At 69.9% G+C, this 19217-nt stretch carries 12 protein-coding genes and 2 pseudogenes; 7 read left to right on the top strand and 7 right to left on the bottom strand.

The window, feature by feature from the left end:
* Positions 1–41: 41 nt before the first annotated feature.
* From ACIOKD_RS30715 to ACIOKD_RS30685, 7 genes and pseudogenes are all read left to right on the top strand, one after another.
* Positions 42–7328, top strand: coding sequence for an amino acid adenylation domain-containing protein (locus ACIOKD_RS30715; protein ID WP_402090448.1), 7287 nt, complete (start codon positions 42–44; stop codon positions 7326–7328).
* Positions 7325–8500 carry an FAD-dependent monooxygenase gene (locus tag ACIOKD_RS30710; RefSeq protein WP_402090446.1) on the top strand — a complete coding sequence of 392 codons (1176 nt, stop codon included), beginning with the start codon at positions 7325–7327 and terminating at the stop codon, positions 8498–8500. Before ACIOKD_RS30715 ends, ACIOKD_RS30710 begins: the two co-directional genes overlap by 4 nt.
* Positions 8501–8598: 98 nt before the next feature.
* Positions 8599–8979: a hypothetical protein gene (locus tag ACIOKD_RS30705; RefSeq protein ID WP_402090444.1), complete on the top strand. Its 381-nt coding sequence runs from the start codon at positions 8599–8601 to the stop codon at positions 8977–8979.
* Positions 8928–9481: pseudogene (locus ACIOKD_RS30700) on the top strand (zinc-binding dehydrogenase); the annotation flags it as partial. The gene ACIOKD_RS30705 and the pseudogene ACIOKD_RS30700, both read left to right, overlap by 52 nt.
* Positions 9482–9778: 297 nt before the next feature.
* Entirely contained in the window at positions 9779–10384 is a 606-nt protein-coding gene (locus ACIOKD_RS30695; RefSeq protein ID WP_402090442.1) for an ATP-dependent Clp protease proteolytic subunit, read from the top strand.
* A gap of 103 nt (positions 10385–10487) precedes the next feature.
* On the top strand, positions 10488–11162 hold the full coding sequence (locus tag ACIOKD_RS30690; protein ID WP_402090440.1) for an ATP-dependent Clp protease proteolytic subunit: 675 nt from the start codon (positions 10488–10490) through the stop codon (positions 11160–11162).
* Positions 11163–11297: 135 nt separating this feature from the next.
* Positions 11298–11432: a hypothetical protein gene (locus tag ACIOKD_RS30685; RefSeq protein WP_402090563.1), complete on the top strand. Its 135-nt coding sequence runs from the start codon at positions 11298–11300 to the stop codon at positions 11430–11432.
* Positions 11433–11516: 84 nt separating this feature from the next.
* Here ACIOKD_RS30685 and ACIOKD_RS30680 read toward each other — a convergent pair.
* The 7 genes and pseudogenes from ACIOKD_RS30680 to xylB all read right to left on the bottom strand — a co-directional run.
* Positions 11517–11576 (bottom strand): annotated as a pseudogene (locus ACIOKD_RS30680) (hypothetical protein); the annotation flags it as partial.
* 142 nt (positions 11577–11718) lie between these two features.
* On the bottom strand, positions 11719–11976 hold the full coding sequence (locus ACIOKD_RS30675; RefSeq protein ID WP_402090438.1) for a transposase: 258 nt from the start codon (positions 11974–11976) through the stop codon (positions 11719–11721).
* A gap of 171 nt (positions 11977–12147) precedes the next feature.
* The gene (locus tag ACIOKD_RS30670) at positions 12148–13671 is read right to left on the bottom strand and encodes an aldehyde dehydrogenase family protein (RefSeq protein WP_402090436.1); all 1524 of its coding nucleotides are present in this window, start codon (positions 13669–13671) and stop codon (positions 12148–12150) included.
* Between the two features lie 282 nt (positions 13672–13953).
* Complete coding sequence (locus ACIOKD_RS30665) at positions 13954–15201, bottom strand: GAF domain-containing protein (RefSeq protein WP_402090434.1); 1248 nt, start codon at positions 15199–15201, stop codon at positions 13954–13956.
* 168 nt (positions 15202–15369) lie between these two features.
* Complete coding sequence (locus tag ACIOKD_RS30660; RefSeq protein WP_402090432.1) at positions 15370–15981, bottom strand: N-acetylmuramoyl-L-alanine amidase; 612 nt, start codon at positions 15979–15981, stop codon at positions 15370–15372.
* A 335-nt stretch (positions 15982–16316) separates the two neighbouring features.
* Positions 16317–17525, bottom strand: a complete 1209-nt coding sequence (locus ACIOKD_RS30655; RefSeq protein WP_402090430.1) for an ROK family protein — start codon at positions 17523–17525, stop codon at positions 16317–16319.
* 108 nt (positions 17526–17633) lie between these two features.
* Positions 17634–19079: a xylulokinase gene (gene xylB, locus ACIOKD_RS30650; RefSeq protein ID WP_402090428.1), complete on the bottom strand. Its 1446-nt coding sequence runs from the start codon at positions 19077–19079 to the stop codon at positions 17634–17636.
* Positions 19080–19217 lie beyond the last annotated feature (138 nt).

Below are 19217 nucleotides of genomic sequence, written 5' to 3'. Positions count from 1 at the left end.
CTCAGGAAATGAAGGCAAGAGCCGAGGAAAATGGAGCGATCGTGAATCGACGGGAGCGTAACTCCCTCACGGCCTACCAGCAGGATATTTGGGCTGCGAACTCTATCTTTCCAGATCTCCCGCAGTTCAACTGCTTCATCACCGACCGGTTCACCGGTGACGTGGACGTCGACCTCCTCAAGGCGTGCCTGCGCCGTGCGGTCGACCGCAACGATGCGTTCCGGATCCGGATCGACCCGGAGGAGGGAACTCCGCGCCAGTGGGTCGAGGATGAGGCTTACGACATCCCGACGATCGATCTTTCCGACACCCCATCGCCGCGGGATTCCTGCGAGGTGTGGATCAAAGACGCGTTCGACGTGCCTTTCGAGGTGGAACGCAGCCGGCTGTTCACGCTCGCGATCCTCAAGGAAGGCGAGGGAGTCCTTCATTCCTACGTCAAGGTGCACCACATCGTCGCTGACGCCTGGGGCCTGAACCTCTTCATGTCCCAAGTCCGCGCCGAATACGACCGGATACGAAGGACCGGGCGGTTCGAAGAGCCGTCCGTGCCGTCGTACCTGGAATTCGCGGAGGACGAGCGCCGTTACCGTGCCTCGGACGACTACGCGGATGACCGGGCCTATTTCCAGCAGCAGTTGCGGGGTGTCTCCCCGGCCCTCTTCCGCCGCTCGGCCCCGGCCGGCTCCCGGAGCAGCGCCCGCCACAGCTTCATGATCGAACGCGGTGTCATCGAGAGCATCCGTGGACGCGGCCATTCGGTCTTCGCGTTCGTCGCGGGTGCCTTCGCCGTCTACCTGTCGCGGGTGCACGGCAGCGACGAAGTCGTCCTGGGCGTACCACTGCTGAACCGGCCCACCGCTCCGCAGAAGCAGACCGTGGGCCACTTCGCGAACACCCTGCCGCTGCGGGTGGCAGCCGGCGAGGACCGTACGATGAGTGAGCTCGTCGCCGAGGTGCAGGCATCGACCCGGGAACTCAAGCCCCACGAACGCTTCTCCCTGGGCGACCTGCTGCGCTGCGTACCGCTGCAGGAGAGCGGCCCCAAGCGGCTGTTCGACACCACCATCGCCTATCTGCGCTGGCCCAGTCCACTTGCGGTCCAGGGCGTGGAGTACGAGACCGTCGTGCAGGCGCGTGCCCACGACGACGACGTGCTGGCGGTGGTCGTCAACGAACTGGACGACGTCGGCGACGTCCTGGTCGACATGGACTACGCCCTCGACGTGTTCGACGCCGACTTCCCCGTGGAGTCGGTGGCCGGCCACATCGAGGCGATCCTCAAGGGCGCGCTCGCGGGGGCGGCCCTGACGCTGTCGCAGATCCCCATGGTCGGCGAAGCCGAACGTGCCGCCCTGCTCGCGACGGGCACCGGCCCGGTGAACACGTTCAGCGAGGACGCGACCGTCCACGCGCTCTTCGAGCGGCAGGCGGCAAGGACTCCCGACCGGATGGCCGTCGTCGTCGACGACCCCGCCCAGTCGCTGACCTTCGCCCGCCTCGACGGGTGGGCCAACCACATCGCGCACCAGTTGCGCGAGGACGGCGTGCGCACGGGCGACCGGGTCGCCGTGCTGGCCGAGCGCGGCCCGCAGCTCGTCGCCGCGGTCCTGGGCGTCCTCAAGGCAGGCGCCGCGTACGTCCCGGTCGACCCGGACCATCCCGAGGAGCGCGTCCGGTTCGTGCTCGCCGACAGCGGGGCCGCCGCGGTGCTGCTGGGCAGCACCGTGCCCGCCGCCCCGGTGGATGACGCCGTGTCCGTACGGCGCCTTGAGGCGACCGCGCCCGCCGCGCCCGCCGCACCCGCCGCACCCGTCGCACCCGTCGCGCCCGCCGCGTCCGCCGCACCCGCCGGACCCGTCGCTCTGGGCGGGCCGCACGACCTCGCGTACGTCATCTACACCTCCGGGTCCACAGGACGGCCCAAGGGCGTGCGGGTCGAGCACCGCTCCGTGGTGAACCGGCTGGAGTGGATGCAGCGCTGCTACCCGGTCGGCGAGCGGGACGTCCTGCTGCAGAAGACGCCGGCCACCTTCGACGTCTCGGTGTGGGAGCTGTTCTGGTGGGCGATCACCGGGGCCGGCCTGGCGCTGCTGCCGCCCCGGGGGGAACGCGACCCGGAAGCCATCCTCCGTACGGTGCGGGCGCACCGCGTGACCGTGGCCCACTTCGTGCCGTCGATGCTCGGCCCGTTCCTCGACCGGATCGAGGAGAACCCGGCCCGGGTGGCGGACGCCGCTTCCCTGCGCCAGGTGTTCTGCAGCGGAGAAGCCCTGACGCCCGCTCAGGTGGCGCGGTTCAACCAGGTGTTCGCCGACGCCGGCGCCGCGACTCCCCTGCTGGTCAACCTCTACGGCCCGACCGAGGCCACGGTCGACGTCACCCATTACGTATGCCCCGGCGGCACGGACGGCGAAGTGGGCCGGGTACCGATCGGGCGGCCGATCGACAACATCCGGTTGTACGTGGTCGGCGCGCACGGGCACCTGCAGCCCGCGGGTATGGCCGGCGAGCTGTGCATCGCGGGCGTCGGCGTGGCGCGCGGCTACCTGGACCGGTCCGAGCTGGACGCCGCCGTGTTCGTGGCGGACCCGTTCACGCCGGGCGGGCGCATGTACCGGACCGGGGACCGGGCGCGCTGGCTGTCGGACGGCACCTTGGAGTACCTGGGGCGACTTGACGACCAGGTCAAGATCCGCGGCAACCGGGTCGAACCGGGCGAGGTGCGCGATCGCCTGGTGGACTGTCCGGGCGTCCGGGACGCCCTCGTCGTGGACCGGACCGAGCCGGGCCGCGGCGTGCACCTGGTGGGCTACTACGTGGCCGACGAAGAAGTGGGGGCGGCCCGGTTGCGCGCCCATCTCCTCGAAACCCTGCCTCGATTCATGGTCCCCGCGTACTTCGTGCGGATCGACCGGATACCGCTCACGGCGAACGGCAAGGCCGACCGGCGGCAGCTGCCCGCCCCCGCGGTGGAGACGGGCGCCGGGGCGCGGGCGCCGTCCACCGAGACCGAGGTCAAGGTGGCGGCGGCCTGGGCGGCCGTCCTGGGGACCGACGCGATCGGGACCGACCAGGACTACTACTCCCTGGGCGGGGACTCGATCCTGATGCTCCGCATCCAGGCGGAGGCACGGCGTGCGGGCGTCCACTTCACCCTGGCCGACATGGTCCGCAACCCCACGGTCGCCGCGCTCGCCGTGGTCGCGACGACCGTGTCTCAGGAGGCCACGGACACACCGCTGGAACCGTTCGCCCTGGTCCCGGGGATCGACCGGGCACGGCTGACCGGCCTTGAGGACGCCTACCCGGCCACCCGGCTGCACCTGGGCCTGCTGTACCACAGCGGGGAGCACGAGGGGTCGGCCGTCTACCACGACGTCTTCCGCTACTCGCTGAAGTCGCCGTGGGACGAGCAGGCGCTGCGTCGCGCGTTCGACGAGCTGGTCCGGCGGCACCCGGTGCTGCGCTCCGCCTTCGACCTCGGCGGCTACTCCGAGCCGCTCCAGCTCGTGTACCGGGAGGCCGACGGCGGGCTGCAGATAGCGGACCTGCGCGGTCTGGGCGAGCAGGAGGCGCAGGACGAGCTGGACCGGCACGTCCAGGAACGGCGGTACCACGAGTACGGTCTGGACCGGCCGCCGCTGTACCTGTTCCGCATGCACGTCCTGCGCGACTCCCTGGAGCTGGTGTTCAGCTTCCACCACGCGATCCTGGACGGCTGGAGCGTGGCCACGCTGGTGCGCGAACTGCTCCAGGACTTCCTCCACCACGCCGGGCAGCCCGTCGCCGCCGTCCCGGCGCAGGCACTGCCCTCGCCGGCCCTGTACGTGCGCGAGGAGCGCAGGGCCCTGGCCTCCGAGGAGAGCAAGCGGTACTGGCAGCGGCTGCTCGACGGTGCCGAACTGGCCCAGATCGACGGTCTCAGGCCGTACGAGCCCGTGGGCGACACGGGGCTCATCGTGCACCGGCTGGAGCTTCCGGACGGCCTGGCCGACCAGGTGGGCCGTCTGGCACGCACCCACAACCTGCCGGTCAAGTCCCTGCTGCTCGCGGCGCACTGCCTGACGCTGCGGCTGTTCTCCGACACGCACGACATCACGACCGGGCTTGTCACCGGCGGACGGCCGGAGCAGGCCGACGCCGAACGGATCACCGGACTGTTCCTGGAGACGTTGCCGCTGCGGCTGAACGTCCAGCCGCGTTCCTGGCTGGACTCGGCGCGCGAGGTGTACGAACAGGAGCGGGCCAGCCATCCCCACCGCCGCTATCCGCTGAGCGCGATCCAGGAGGACCGCGGCGGGAACACCGTCTTCGACACCGCCTTCAACTACGTCCATCCGCACGTGCTCACCTCGCTGTTCGAGGGCACCGGCATGAAACTGACCGACTTCAGGACCTGGGAGGAGACGAACTTCAAGCTCCTGGTCAACGCGGTGGTCGACCCGGTGGACGAACGCCTGTGGCTGCGGATCGACTGCGACGGACGCACGTTCTCGCGCTCCCAGGTGGAGAGCATCGGACAGACGTACGTGGCCGTCCTCCTGCGGATCATCGAGCACCCCGAAGAGGACGTGGACTTCGCCTTCCTGAGCGACGGGCTTGCGCAGGCCGCGCCGCGGACCGTCCCCGGCGCGGGCAGCGGGGCCGACGCGCCCGCGCACGTCATCCGTCTGATCGGCGAGCACGTCGCCCGCACACCCGAGGCGGTGGCCGTCAGCTGCGGCGCGCGCCGCTGGACGTACGCCCAGCTCGACGCCGCCGCGAACCGGATAGCCCACGCCCTGATCGAAGCCGGAGTGCGCACCGGCACCGCCATCGGCATCGCCATGGACCGTTCGCCCGAGACACTGGCCACCGTACTGGGGGTCGGGAAGGCCGGAGCCACCTGCGTCCCCCTCGACGCCGGCTACCCGCGTGCCAGGCTCGCGGCGATGATCGCCCAGGCCGACCCGCTGTGGATCGTCACCAACGAGACGCACGTACCGCTCTTCGACGACCCCTCCCGACTGCTGTACGTGGATGAGCTGCTGGCGACGGAACCCGATCCGGCAGGTGTCGCGGAACTGCCGGAGATCACCGGTGAGACCGTCGCCTACCTGCTGTTCACCTCCGGGTCCAGCGGCGAGCCCAAGGGCGTCGAACTCCCGCACCGGGTCCTCGCCAACTACATGCGGTGGCAGGTGCCCTCGGCCAGCGGCGCGGCGGGCGGCAAGACCCTTCAGTTCGCACCCCTGAGCTTCGACGTGGCGTTCCAGGAGATCTTCTCCACGCTGTGCGGCGGCGGCACCCTGCAACTGCTCGCCGAGGACGAGCGGCGGGACATGCCGGCCCTGCTGCGGCTCCTGGACCGTGAGGAGGTGGAACGCGTCTTCATGCCCTACGTGGCGCTCCAGCAGCTCGCGGAGACGTCCCAGGCGCTGGGCATCCGCCCGAGTGCCCTGCGGGTGGTCATCTCCTCCGGTGAGCAGCTGAGGATCACCGACGAGATCCGCCAGTTCTGTGCCGCGCGGCCGGACACCGTACTGGAGAACCAGTACGGGCCGACCGAGACCCACCTGCTGACCCACCACACCATGACCGGTGACCCGGCCCGCTTCCCCGACCTGCCGCCCGTCGGTGTCCCCGTGGACGGCATCGAGCTGCACCTGCTCGACGGCCTCATGCGGCCGGTCCCGGTGGGCGCCAAGGGAGAGATCTACGTCGGCGGGGTGTGCCTGGCCCACGGCTACCGCAACCGGCCCGACCTGACCGAGCAGCGGTTCGTACCGCACCCGTCCGGAAAGCCGGGCGCCCGCCTCTACCGCACGGGCGACCTCGCCAGGGTCATGCCGGACGGCAACCTCGCATGGCTGGGCCGCGCCGACTCCCAGGTGAAGGTGCGTGGCTTCCGCGTCGAGCCGGCCGAGGTCGAACTGGCCATCGCCAAGCTCGCCGAGGAGCAGTCCGCGTCCGGTATCCGCGAGGCGGCGGTGGTGTCGCGGCGCCGGGAGGGCGGCGACGCGTTCCTCGCGGCGTTCCTCGTCGGCGACCCCGAGGCCGTGGACCTGGACGAGGTGCGCAGCCGGTTGCGGGCGGTGCTGCCGGACTACATGATGCCCTCGCACCTGGAGTGGCTGGCGAGCCTGCCTCTGACGCCCAGCGGCAAGCGGGACGACGCGCTGCTGCGCCGCATGCCGCTGGCCGCGCCGTCGTCGGACGCCACCGAACCCGCCGACGAGTACGAGAGGGTGCTGGTGGGCATCCTGGCGGAGCTGCTGGAACTGCCCGCGGTGGGCGTGCGGGACAACTTCTTCGACATCGGGGGCACCTCACTGACCGCGATGCGGCTGGTGATGACGATCGAGAAGCGCTACGGCGTCGGCGTTCCGCTCTCGGCGTTCGTCGCCGCCCCGACCGTCGCCGGGCTGGCCCAACGCCTGCGGGGCGGTGACGCGGCGGCCCGGTTCGACCCGGTCGTGCCGATCCGCACCGAGGGGGACAAACCGCCGCTGATCCTGGTCCATCCGCTGGGCGGCCACGTGCTGTGCTACGTACGTCTCGCCCGTCACCTACCGCAGGACCAGCCGGTCTACGCGCTTCAGGCGTGGGGGACCGTGCCGGGCACGGAGCCGCTCACTTCGATCCCTGAGATGGCGGCGGGCTACCTGGAGGCCGTGCGGCGGGCGTGCCCCGAAGGGCCGTACGTGATCGGAGGATGGTCCTTCGGCGGGTTCATCGCCTTCGAGATGGCGCGCCGGCTGCGCCGCAGTGACCCGGGCGCCCTGCACGCCACCGTGCTGATCGACCCGATCGCTGTCAAGCGGGGGGAGCGGCCCGACATCGCCGACCACTCGCTGCTGGAGTGGTTCTTCTGGGAGCTGCTGTGGATGGAGCGCGGTGGCACCGCACCGGTGGTCCCGCTGCCGGACGGTCTGGCGGAGGAGGCGAAGTTCGACTTCATCGTCGGACACGCCACGCAGGCAGGCGTCCTGCCCGCAGGCAGCTCGCGCACCACCGTGCGGCGCCTGTTCCGGATGTTCAAGGCGCACTGGCGGGCGATCCTCAGCTACCAGCCCGAACCGGGCGACGAGGACGTGGTGCTGCTGCGCGCGACCTCGGAGCTGCCGGAGATCCTCCAGCCGATGCACGGAGCAGCACAGAGCCTGCATGAGGACCCCACCAACGGCTGGGGCGACCTGATAACGGGCCGGCTCCAGGTGGTCGACGTCCCCGGTGACCACCTGGTGCTCCTGGACGAACCGCACGTGAACGTCGTTGCCGAGAAGGTGGCACAGGCGGTGGCCGGCCGACCGGGCCGACGACTGCCGGAGAGGAGTGGGAAATGACGCAGTCCCCCCGGCGCAAGGCCCTCATCATCGGAGCGGGTGTCGGCGGCCTCGCGGCCGCCGCGGCGCTGCGCGGTGTGGGCGTCGAGGTACAGGTCTTCGAGCGGGCTCCCGAGCTGCGGCCGGGTACCACGGCGGTGTCGCTGATGTGCAACGCGGTCCTGGCGCTGCGCAGCCTCGACATCGACATCGCCCCGGGCCTGGAGAAGCGTGGTGCGGTGTTCGACGAGCTCAAGTTCCTCACCCGGCGGGGCCGTCCGATCAGGGCGCTTCCGTTCAGGGAGATCTCGGAACGGCTGGGGGCGTCGAACTACGCCGTTCACCGGGCCGATCTCCAGCAGACGCTGCTGGACGCCCTCGGGGACGGGAACGTCATCGAACTCGGTGCCGCGGCAGCGGAGTTCGTCAGCGGCGAGGACGGGGTCGAGGTCACCTTCGAGGACGGCAGGACCGCCTCGGGCGACGTCCTGATCGGGGCGGACGGCTTCAACTCGGCGATCCGCAGGCAGGTGGCGGGCGCCGACGAACCGCGGCCCGGCAACTACGCGTGCTGGCTCGCCACGGTGCCTTTCACCCACCCGCGGATGAGCAAGGGCTACGCGGCGCACTACTGGGGGAGGGGCCAGCGCTTCGGTCTTGCCGACATCGGGCACGGTCGCGCCTACTGGTGGGCGACGAAGAACGTGCCCCCGGGCGCCTCCGGACACCTGCGGCGCGGCAAGGAGGGGCTCGCGGGCCTCTTCGCGGGCTGGGCCGACGAGGTGCGGGAGGCGATCCGCACCACCCCCGAGGAATCGATCGTCCACATCACCGCCCAGGACCGCCCGTTCCTCCAGCGGTGGGGCACCGGACGCACGACCCTGCTCGGCGACGCGGCCCACCCGATGCTCGTGAGCCTGGGCCAGGGGGCGGCGCTGGCCATCGAGGACGCCGTCGTCCTCGCCCAGCATCTGCGCGCGACAGCGGACCCGGTCGCGGCGCTGCGCGGCTACGAGGACGAGCGCAGACCGCGGACCGAGGGACTGGTCGCCGCGGCCCGTGCGCTGAGCGAGACCGAGCAGCTGGAGGGCTTCCGCCCCGCCCTGGCGCGTGACCTCTACTTTCGGTTCGTGCCGCTGTCCAAGCTCACCAGCCAGAACGAAGCGGTTCTCACCTGGCCCCCACTGGGCTGACCGCACCCCATGACGGCTGAGGGCCGACCCGCGGGCGGGCGTACGCGTGCCCGCGGGTCGGTCGGCCGGACGGGTCTGCGCACTCTTCGAAGGAGTGGATGATGGATCTGTCCCAACCGCTGCGTGCCCTCGCTCCGTTCGCCGCCGACGCCAGGGACGCCGGGGCGGAGGCCGCGCGGCTGCTTGCGGCCGGAGCCGTAGTACCGGTCGACGGGATCGGTGTGCGCGTCCGGGCGGTCAGCCGCCACGCCGTCGCCCAGCAGATCTTCGAGGACCCGAGCTTCTCGACGGACAGCGGCGACCGGGGAGCCCTGCAGCGCGGTGAAGTCCTCGAAGGTCGGCCCCTGATGAAGATCACCAATGCCCAGTACATGGGCACCGCTGACGGGGCCGAGCACCGGCGGCTGCGCAACCCGGTGTCCCGATCGAGATCGCTCTCGTCAAGTCCCACCAACTGGTGCCCACGGTGCGGCACTTGACATCGCAGGAGGCATCCGGGTCGGAACTGGCACACTTCACCGCCTACCGCCTGCCGCCTGCCGCCTGCCGTCAACCGGTCAGCCGCAGCGGCGCCGACCTGAAACAGGGCGACAACGTACTGGTCCGGGGGAGGGGGGTGGCCGGGAGCTGGGCTCGTACGCGGCCCAACTCGCCCTGGCCTGCGGCGCCCGACCGGTGTGCGTGGTGTCCGACCGGGCGAAGGCGAATCTGTGCCGCACGGTGGGCGCGGACGCGGTGATCGACCGCAGCGCCGAGGACTACCGGTTCTGAAACGTGGACGGGACGCAGAACCCGCGTGCGTGGCTACGGTTCGGCAGCGGCAGCCGCAGCCGCAGCCGCATCCGCGAGCTCACCGGTGGCGAGGACGTCGACATCGTGCTGGAACACCCCGGCCGAGACACCTTCGGAGCCTCCGTCAACGTCATCAGGCGGGGCGGCACGGTGATGACCTGCGCATCCACCACTGGTTACACGCACGAGCCACGGAAAGGAGCACAACACATTTCAGCCATCACTCGATTCCGGGACACCGCCGAGTCCGCCGCCTGACGGTCCTCTGCTGTCAGCGAAGTAGCTGTCGAATCGAGGACACGTCACGACTGCCGTGTTAGCGTCGAGACGGTATCCGCAGTTAACCAAAAGGCCGTCATATTCGGCATGTTGCGACAGCGGATACTTAGGAAAGGGAAAGACGCCGGGCGGCTGCCACAAGCACCGCCTCCATTATCTCTGGGGGTTTCAGTGACCTTAGCGCGCGAATATTCTTCTTCCTCACGGATGCCGCGGGGCGAGAGCGGCATCAGTGGCATGGCAATGGGTGACCAGGTATTCAGCCGACTCCTGGGCGACCGCATCGTCTTCCTCGGCAAGGAAGTCGATGACGACATCGCGAACAAGCTCACGGCACAGTTACTGATGCTCGCCGCGGAATCCAGTGAAGACATCTACCTCTACATCAACTCTCCTGGTGGTTCGGTCACTGCGGGAATGGCCGTGTACGACACCATGCACTACATCAAGAACGACGTGGTGACGATCGCCATGGGCTTCTGCGCATCCATGGGCCAGTTCCTGCTGACCGCCGGCGCAAAGGGCAAGCGGTACGCCCTGCCCAACACCAAGATCCTTATGCACCAGCCGTCGGCCGGACTCGGTGGCTCGGCCACTGACATCAAAATCTACGCCGAACAACTGCTGCGCACCAAGCAGGAGATGGCGGCGCTGATCGCCCAGCATTCCGGACAGGACATCGACACGATCACCAGGGACTCGGACCGCGACAAGTGGTTCACGGCCCAGGAAGCCGCGGAGTACGGGCTCATCGACTCGGTGATGAAGTCTGCGTCCGGTGTCTCGGGGGCCGGTGGCACGCTCGTGTCCTGAACGGACAACGGCTCGGCAAGGACCCTTTCACCCATCAGGGACCGATCCGGGCCGACCGCGTCGGCCACCGCAGTCACACCCGACATCAGAAGGAACCGAGACCATGGCCCTGCATGATCGTCCGGCCGCTGCATTCGGCGGTACGCCACCGCAGGCCCGGTACATAGTGCCCCGCTTCGTCGAACGCACGGCACAGGGAACGCGTGAGTACGACCCGTACTCCAAGCTCTTCGAGGAGCGCATCGTGTTCCTCGGAGCGGAGATCGACGACACATCCGCCAACGACGTCATGGCGCAGTTCCTCTGTCTCGAATCCATGGACCCGGATCGGGACATCGCCTTCTACATAAACTCGCCGGGCGGCTCCCACACCGCCATGACAGCGATCTACGACACGATGCAGTTCGTGAAGCCCGACATCCAGACAGTCTGCCTCGGTCAGGCCGCCTCCGCCGCTGCCATCCTCCTGGCCGCCGGCACTCCCGGAAAACGCGCCGCACTGCCAGGGGCACGCGTACTGCTGCACCAACCCCACAGCGGGGGAGAGCGCGGACAGATTTCCGATCTGGAGATCCAGGCCCGCGAGATCCAGCGTGTGCGCACGCTGGTGGAGACCGTCCTGGCCCGTCACTCCGGCCGGCCGGTGGAGCAGATAGAGAAGGACATAGAGCGGGACAAGATCCTCACGGCCGAACAGGCGGCTGAATACGGCCTGATCGACCACGTACTGACCAGCCGCGAGAACGTACTGAACGTTCGGAACGACGGAACGTCATGACAGACCGCAAGGATCGGATCCCCGCCGATCAATTCTTCTCCGCCGACCTCCGGGTGGGGCGGATCCTGCACGTCCAGAAATTCCTGGAAGCACGCAAGCCGGCCTAAGGGATCCAGGTCGACTTCGGAGCCGTGGGTGATCAACCTGCCGGACAAGCGGATCGCCGAACGCACCAGTGAGCTTCTGCTGCTCGGCTCCTACACGGAGAGCGGTCTGGTCCGACTGCTGTCCCCCGCACAGGAGGCGACGCCCGGAGACGTCATCGGCTGACCGAAGTCGGCCGGCGAGAAGCAACAAGGTTGCCGCGACCCTCTGTCCCGAACCCTTCTCGATCACGCCGAAGAGGTCTCGGACGAAATGAACCCGGCACCTTTGCCAGGCCGAACCGAGGAACACGTGGCGGATCGCGGCCATTAGCCCGCTGTGGCTGTCGGAGATGACATGACCAGTTGAGTTGGACGTTATCCAGGCCGTGGGCTCGCAGCGAGCGCAGGAACTCCGTCCAGAACGGCTTCGACGCGCTGTCGCCGACCATCACTCCGAGGATCTCGCGATGTCAGCTCGGCGAACAGGGCCCGGTAGATGGGCCGGCGCCGCTCCAGCAACGAAGAAAGAGCGACCCGGTCCGCACTGTGAGGATCACGATCTTCAGGTCGAGGTCGAGGTCGAGGTCGCCCACCCGGGTGGTCAGCAGCCGCTCGCGGTGCTCGTTGCGCCACGTGGTGCGCGTCTCGGAGTGCTCACCTCGGGCGGCACCGATGGCTTCGGTCGCCTCGACCTCGATGAGTTCTTGCAGGATGCGCTCGCACAGCATCCTGATCGTTGCAATGTGGACCGACGACGGTGAGGTGCACGAGGCGCGCGAGGTGCACTCGCGCAAGCTTCGTGCGGCGAGCGCGACGCGGCCAGTTCCCATCCAGCCGCAAGCGGGTCGAGAGGCGCCTGACGGGTGAAAGCCCAGTTCAGGCGCCTTTCCTCCATGCGTTTAAAAGAAGCCGAGCTTCTTCGGCGAGTACGACACCAGCAGATTCTTGGTCTGCTGGTAGTGCTCCAGCATCATCTTGTGGTTCTCGCGGCCGATGCCCGACTGCTTGTAGCCGCCGAACGCCGCGTGCGCCGGGTACGCGTGGTAGCAGTTCGTCCAGACCCGGCCCGCCTGGATCGAACGCCCCGCGCGATACGCCGTGTTCATGTCCCGCGTCCACACCCCGGCACCGAGTCCGTACAACGTGTCGTTGGCGAGCTTGATGGCGTCGTCGAAGTCCGTGAACGACGTGACGGACACGACGGGGCCGAAGATCTCCTCCTGGAAGATCCGCATCCTGTTGTCGCCCTGGAAGATCGTCGGCTGTACGTAGTACCCGCCCGCCAACTCCCCGTCGTACTCGATACGGTGGCCGCCCGTGAGTACCTTGGCGCCCTCCTGCTGGCCGATGTCCAGGTAGGAGAGGATCTTCTCCAACTGGTCGTTGGAGGCCTGAGCGCCGATCATCGTCTCGGTGTCGAGCGGATGACCTGGTTTGATCAGCTCTGTACGGGCGACCGCCGCGTCCAGGAACTCGCTGTAGTGGCCCTGCTGGACGAGCGCCCTGGACGGACAGGTGCACACCTCGCCCTGGTTCAGCGCGAACATCGTGAAACCTTCGAGCGCCTTGTCCCGGAAGTCGTCGTCCTGCGCCCATACGTCGTCGAAGAAGATGTTCGGCGACTTGCCGCCCAGTTCGAGCGTGACCGGCTTGATGTTCTCCGAGGCGTACTGCATGATCAGCCGCCCCGTGGTGGTCTCGCCGGTGAACGCGACCTTCGCCACCCGCGCGCTGGACGCCAGCGGCTTGCCCGCCTCGACACCGAAGCCGTTGACGATGTTCACGACGCCCGGCGGCAGCAGGTCCGAGATCAGGCTCATCAAGTAGTGGAGGGACGCCGGCGTCTGCTCGGCGGGCTTGATCACGACGGCGTTGCCCGCTGCGAGCGCCGGCGCCAGCTTCCACACGGCCATCAGTATCGGGAAGTTCCACGGAATGATCTGCGCCACGACGCCCAGCGGCTCATGGAAGTGGTACGCCACCGTGTCGTCGTCGATTTCGCCGAGCGACCCCTCCTGCGCACGGATCGCCCCCGCGAAGTAGCGGAAGTGGTCGATGGCGAGGGGGATGTCGGCGGCCAGGGTCTCCCGCACCGGCTTGCCGTTCTCCCAGCTCTCCGCGACGGCGAGCTTCTCCAGGTTCGCCTCCATCCGGTCGGCGACCTTGAGGAGGATGTCGGCCCGCGCGGTCACCGACGTGCGGCCCCAGGCGGGTGCGGCGGCGTGCGCCGCGTCCAGGGCCCGCTCCACGTCCTCGGCCGTGCCCCGCGCGACCTCCGTGAACGGCTGCCCGTTCACCGGACTCGGGTTCTCGAAGTACTGCCCACGAGCGGGCTCCACGTACTCGCCGCCGATGAAGTGGTCGTACCGCGACTGGTAGGAGACGATCGCGCCTTCGGTGCCGGGCGCTGCGTAACGGGTCATGTGCTCTGCCTCCCGAGGAAGGGCCGCCCGCCGTTGGACAGCTCTCGCGGCGAGCGTAGGGACGAAGAGGTTGCAGTTACGTTGCGCGGCGGGTGGCGGGCGCCGCGCGGCGGGGGCGGGGCGGAGGACAGCAGGGGCCGAGATGGGGATGCGGTAACGGTCGTTGTCGTGTGGTCGTAGCTGTAGCTGTAGCTGTAGCTGTAGCTGTAGCCGTGGTCGTGGTCGTGGTCGTGGTCGTGGTCCTGGTCGTAGTCGTGCTCGTCGATGCCGTGCCCGCCATGGCTACGCGGACTGCTCTGCCTCCAGTTCTGCCAGCCGCGCCCGTACCGGAGCCGTCGGACGCACGGCGGTAAGCGCCCTCCACACATCGAGGTCGTCCTCACCCCACGACGCCTGGACCCAGCACGCCAGCAGGTCGGGGTCACCGCCGGAAACGAGGGCCGCGCGCAGTCCGTCCGCAAGCCGTCGGCGCAGCCGCACCACCGCCGGGGCCTGGGAACCGGGCAGCAACGGCCCGGCGTACCGCGACACAGCCGCCGTGATCGCGCCGGCGGCGAGTCTGCGCTCCACGACCGCGACATCGGACTCGACCGGAACCGCGAGCCGGTAGGGCCGTGAACCGAGGACCCCGGCCCCGAGCAGCCGACGCAGGCGCGCCAGTTCTGCGCGCAGCGTCACCGGTGTCACCGACTCGTCCTCGTAGAGCGAGCACAGCAGCTCGTCGCCCGTCAGGCCCTCCGGATGCAGGGACAGCAGCACCAGGAGCTCGCTGTGCCGGCGGCTCAGGCGCAGTTTGCGGCCGCCCGACACGAGGAGGGCCTCGTCCCGGCCCAGAGCGGTCAGCTGCAGGGTGTCGGTGGCGGCCGGTATCGGGGTGAGCAGCGCCAGTTGGGACTCGGCTGCGCGCGCCACGGCCTGCACGAACCCCAGACTGTGCGGATGCGCCAGCCCGTCCCCGCCGGTGATGTCGACGGCACCGAGCAGCCGTCCCGTGCGCGGATCGTGCACCGGAGCCGCCGCGCACGTCCACGGCTGGACGCGCCGGCTGAAGTGCTCCGCCGCGAACACCTGCACCGGTCGGTCGAGCGCGACCGCCGTACCCGGGGCGTTCGTGCCCATGGCGGACTCCGCCCACCGCGCGCCCGGCACGAAGTTCATACCGTCCGCCTTCTGTCGGGTGCCGGGATGGCCCTCCACCCACAGAAGTCTGCCCTGCGCGTCGCAGACCGCGAGGAGGTGCTCGCCGTCCGACGCGAACGTGCCCATGAGCTCACGGAACAGCGGCATCACCGGGGCCAGCGGGTGATCCGCCCGGTACGAGCCGAGGTCTCCGTCGGTGAGTTCCACCCGCGCGGAGCCGTCCGGTCCGACCCCGGCCCGCGCCGAACGCCGCCACGAGTCGGCGACCACGGACCGCACCGGTCGCGAGACCGTACCCGCCTCGGTGAACGTCTCGTGGGCGCGGCGCAACACGCGAACCCGCTCGACAGGGTCGGCGCCCGCATTCAAGGCCACCCATGGATCGGTCAACCCGGCCTCCCGTAAAGCGATGGGACTGGACGTGATGCGGCTGGTGACATCGTCACTCGGGCGGCGGACGCGGACAAGCAGCGCGGTCAGTGCGAACGGCCGCGCACAACGCTCGGTGGGACACGTGGACGCCTCCCTCCCCTCAGGCTCTTCCCTCAAGCTTTCCCCTCAGGCGGAGTTGACGAGTCTGATGTAGCGCGTCCAGTCCCAGTTCGGGCCGGGGTCGGTGTGGTCGCTGCCCGGCACTTCGTAGTGGGCGAGGATGTGTGAGCGGTCCTTGGGGATCGCGTATTTGGTACAGATGGCCGCGGTGAGTTTCGCCGACTCCTCGTACAGGGCGTTGGTGAAGTACTCCGGCTTGTCCACCCAGCCCTCGTGCTCGATGCCGATGCTGCGGGTGTTGTAGTCCCAGTTCCCCGCGTGCCAGGCGATGTCGCGCTCGCGCACCATCTGCGCGATGTGGCCGTCGGCGGACCTGACGACATAGTGCGCGGACACCTGCTTCTTCGGGTTCTGGAAGATGGCGAGGGTGTTCGAGTACGTCGCCTGTGTCACGTGGATGATGACGAAGTCGACGGGGTGGCTTGTCGGGCGATCGGCCACGGTGTAGTTGGACGTGCTCGCCGGGGACCACTCGGACTGCGGGTAGTCGAGGCCCCGCGGTGCCGCGCCCGCCCGCATGGTGGGGAGCAGCGCGGTGGAGAGCGTGGCGAGGGCCGCACTCTGGAGCAGGCGACGCCGGCTGGGCAGGGTGGCTGGCAGGTACTTGGCTCGGTCCACAGGATTCCTCTCGGAGGGACGACGCGCTCGGCGGGGCGGGACACGTACGAGCCTCGGGACGGCGGTTGGAACAGACGGCGGATGCACTTCAGACGGCGGATGCACTTCAGACGACGTCGGATGCGGTTCAGACGGTGGGTGCGGTTCAGACAGTGGGGACAAGGCTCAACGAGTCAGGGCTGCGCCGGTTTCGTGCACGGACTCGTAGTCGCGCTGTCCTCACGTGAAACACGGTACGGGCCGCGCCGGTTGAGGAGGAGAGGCCCGCCCAGGTCCGTGGACAGCGCCGTGACTGTGGACAAATCGGCCACTCGTAAGGGTGATTGCTTGCAGGCCTACGCCCTGCCACCCACCGCCGCCGGATCGTCGAGCACGGCTCGCACGACGGAGTGCGCGGCGCCCATCAGCGGGCCTTCCGGGCCGAGCCGGGAGACCGACACCGAGCAGGCGGGACCCGCCGTCCTGCGAGCCAGCTCCCGCTCCAGCGAGGGCAGCAACCAGGGCGCCAGCCCGGAGAGCGCCCCGCCCAGCACGACGGCCTCCGGGTCCAGCAGATTGACCGCACCCGTCAGCGCGATGCCCAGTGCGGTACCGGCGTCGCGCAGTGCCCGCCGTACGTTCTTGTCGCCTCCCGCGGCGTGTTCGGCCAGCAGACCGACCCGGTCCTGTCCCGGTTCCAGACCGGCCGCGCGCAGCACGGCCTCCTCACCGGCGTACTGCTCCAGACAGCCGCGACCGCCGCAGGCGCACGCGGGTCCCTCAGGGCGTACCGGCACATGTCCCAACTCGCCCGCGAAGCCGCGCGTCCCGCGCAGCAGCCGCCCGTCCACGACCACGGCTCCGCCGATGCCGATCTCCGCTGAGACGTGCAGAAAGTCGCGCGGTGCCTCCGCGTTGAGCCAGAGTTCGGCCAGCCCGCCGAAGTTCGCCTCGTTGTCGACAGTCAGCGGCAGTACGTCCGGCAGCAGGGGAGCGAGGTCCGTGTCGAGCCAGCCGAGGTTCGGGGCGCGCACCACGGTCCGGGCGTCGCGCGCCACCAGACCGGGCACGGCGACGGCCAGACCCGCCGGCCAGAGCCCCTCCTGGTCCGCCTCGGCGACGATCCGACGTATGAGCGCGGTCAGTTCACTCAGTACGGGCTCGGGCGCACGGCCGCGGTTGGTGCCGTGCCGCACGACCCGCGCGCGCACCTTGCCACGCAGATCGACCGCGCACACGGCGAGGTGGTCGACGCCGATCTCCGCACCGATCCCCGCCGGGCCGCGTCCGCTCAGGGCCAGCGCCGAACCGGGCCGCCCCACCCGCCCCGGCCGCTCGGGGCCCAGCTCGTCGAGGAGTCCGGAGCGGATCAGCTCGTCCACGAGGGTCGAGACGGCCGCCCGCGTCAGGCCGATGCGCGAGGCGACGGCGGCACGGGACAGCGGCCCGTCGGCGTTCAGTGTGTGCAGCACCCGTGAGAGGTTGCGCCGGCGCATGCCCTGTTGCGTATCCGGCAGCCGTCGGCCGGGACTGCTCGGGTGGGCCTCGTGGAGCGGTGCGGTCATGTGCCTGAGTCGGTCCTCGTCCGGCCGGTCCCCTGAGGGCTGTCCTGTCCGTGCTGGCGCCCCGGGGAGCCGGCGGCAACCGGCTCACGCTCCCCGGAGGCGAAGCCGTCAGCGCTGATCGGCCTCCCGCTCCAGCAACGGGGCCGCGTCGGAGATTACCCCGGCGATCCGCGCGAGCGCCGCCTCGTCCCGTTCCCCGGCTTCGAGGACCGGTCCGCGTGCCGTGTTCCAGCGCCGGGCCACCGCCGCCGGATCCTCGCCGGTCAGCACTCCCGCGGCCTGTGCGGCGGCTCCGAGGGCGACCAGCTCCCTGGCTTCGGGTACCTGCACGGGGCGCCCCGACAGCCGTCGTACGGTCTGCTGCCAGGCCCTGCCCCGGGCGCCCCCGCCGATGAGCAGGAGCGGCGCCGAACGGTCCGCGTCCTCGTCGAGCACCAGATCGAGAGCGCCGAGCAGCGAGTGAACCGCACCGTCGTAGGCGGCCTGGAGCAGCTGTCCCGCTGTCGTGTCGTGCCGCAGCCCGTGCAATAGGCCCGAGGCGTGGGGCAGCGCAGGGGTCCGCTCTCCGTCCAGGTAGGGGAGCAGCGTCACGCTCGTACCTGGTTCGACGGCCTCGCGGTCTATACCGAGGAGGGCGGCCACACGGTCCACCGCGAGGGTGCAGTTGAGGGTGCAGGCCAGCGGCAGCCAGTCGCCCCGCGCGTCGGCGAAACCCGCCACGGTTCCGGTGGGGTCGGCGGTCCGCCGCCTCGACACCGCGTACACGGTGCCGGACGTGCCGAGGCTGAGGACCGCGGCGCCCGGGCGCAGCCCCAGGCCCAGCGCGGCGGCGGCGTTGTCACCGGTGCCGGGAGCGACCAGCGTGCCCTTCGAGAACGGCAGATCGGCGGAGTCGCGGACGGTTCCGACGACCTCGCCGGGCCGGACCACCCGGGGCAGCAGGGCGGGATCGAGCCCCACGTGGCCGAGGACCTCCTCGTCGTACGCCTCCGTCCCGGACGCCCACCAGCCCGTACCGGAGGCGTCGCCCCGGTCGGTCGTGCCCAGCCCGGTGAGGAGCTCGGTGAGGTAGTCGTGGGGCAGCCGCACGGCCGCGGTGGCACGGACGGACTCGGGCTCGTGCTCGGCGAGCCACGCCCATTTGGTGACGGTGATGGACGGACCCGGCACGCTGCCGGTGCGCTCGGCCCACGCCTTCGGCCCGCCCAGCTCCTCCACGAGACGGCGGGCCTGTGGCGCCGACCGTACGTCGTTCCACAGGAGCGCGGGGCGCACCGGAGCGCCCTGGGCGTCGAGTGTGACGAGACCGTGCTGCTGGCCCGCGACGGAGACCGCCGCGGCTTCACGTGCCGCGTCCCCGCACTGACGCAGCGCCTCGCGCAGCGCGTCCCACCACTGGCGCGGGTCGCTCTCGCGGCCCGCTCCGGAGGACACGGTGTGCGGCGCCTGACCGCTCGCCACCACCTTGCCGGTGGGCACGTCCACCACCAGGGCCTTGGTGGATTGGGTGGACGTGTCCACGCCGACGACGAGCGGACCCTCGGCTGCTGACATCGAGCTCTCCCTCTTCCGCGGCTCCGCGGGGTCTGACCTGGTGTTTTCGGGTTTCGTCCAGGGCGGCACAGCCCAGATTCCGCCCGCTGCCCCTCTTCCGGGACATCTTGTCTCTTCCCAGGGATGCCTCCGCATACT

The organism is Streptomyces sp. NPDC087844 (genome assembly GCF_044742785.1).
Taxonomy (GTDB): domain Bacteria; phylum Actinomycetota; class Actinomycetes; order Streptomycetales; family Streptomycetaceae; genus Streptomyces.
The sequence above is the reverse complement of the archived record's forward strand: the minus strand, read 5'-3'. Positions and strand labels throughout refer to the sequence as shown.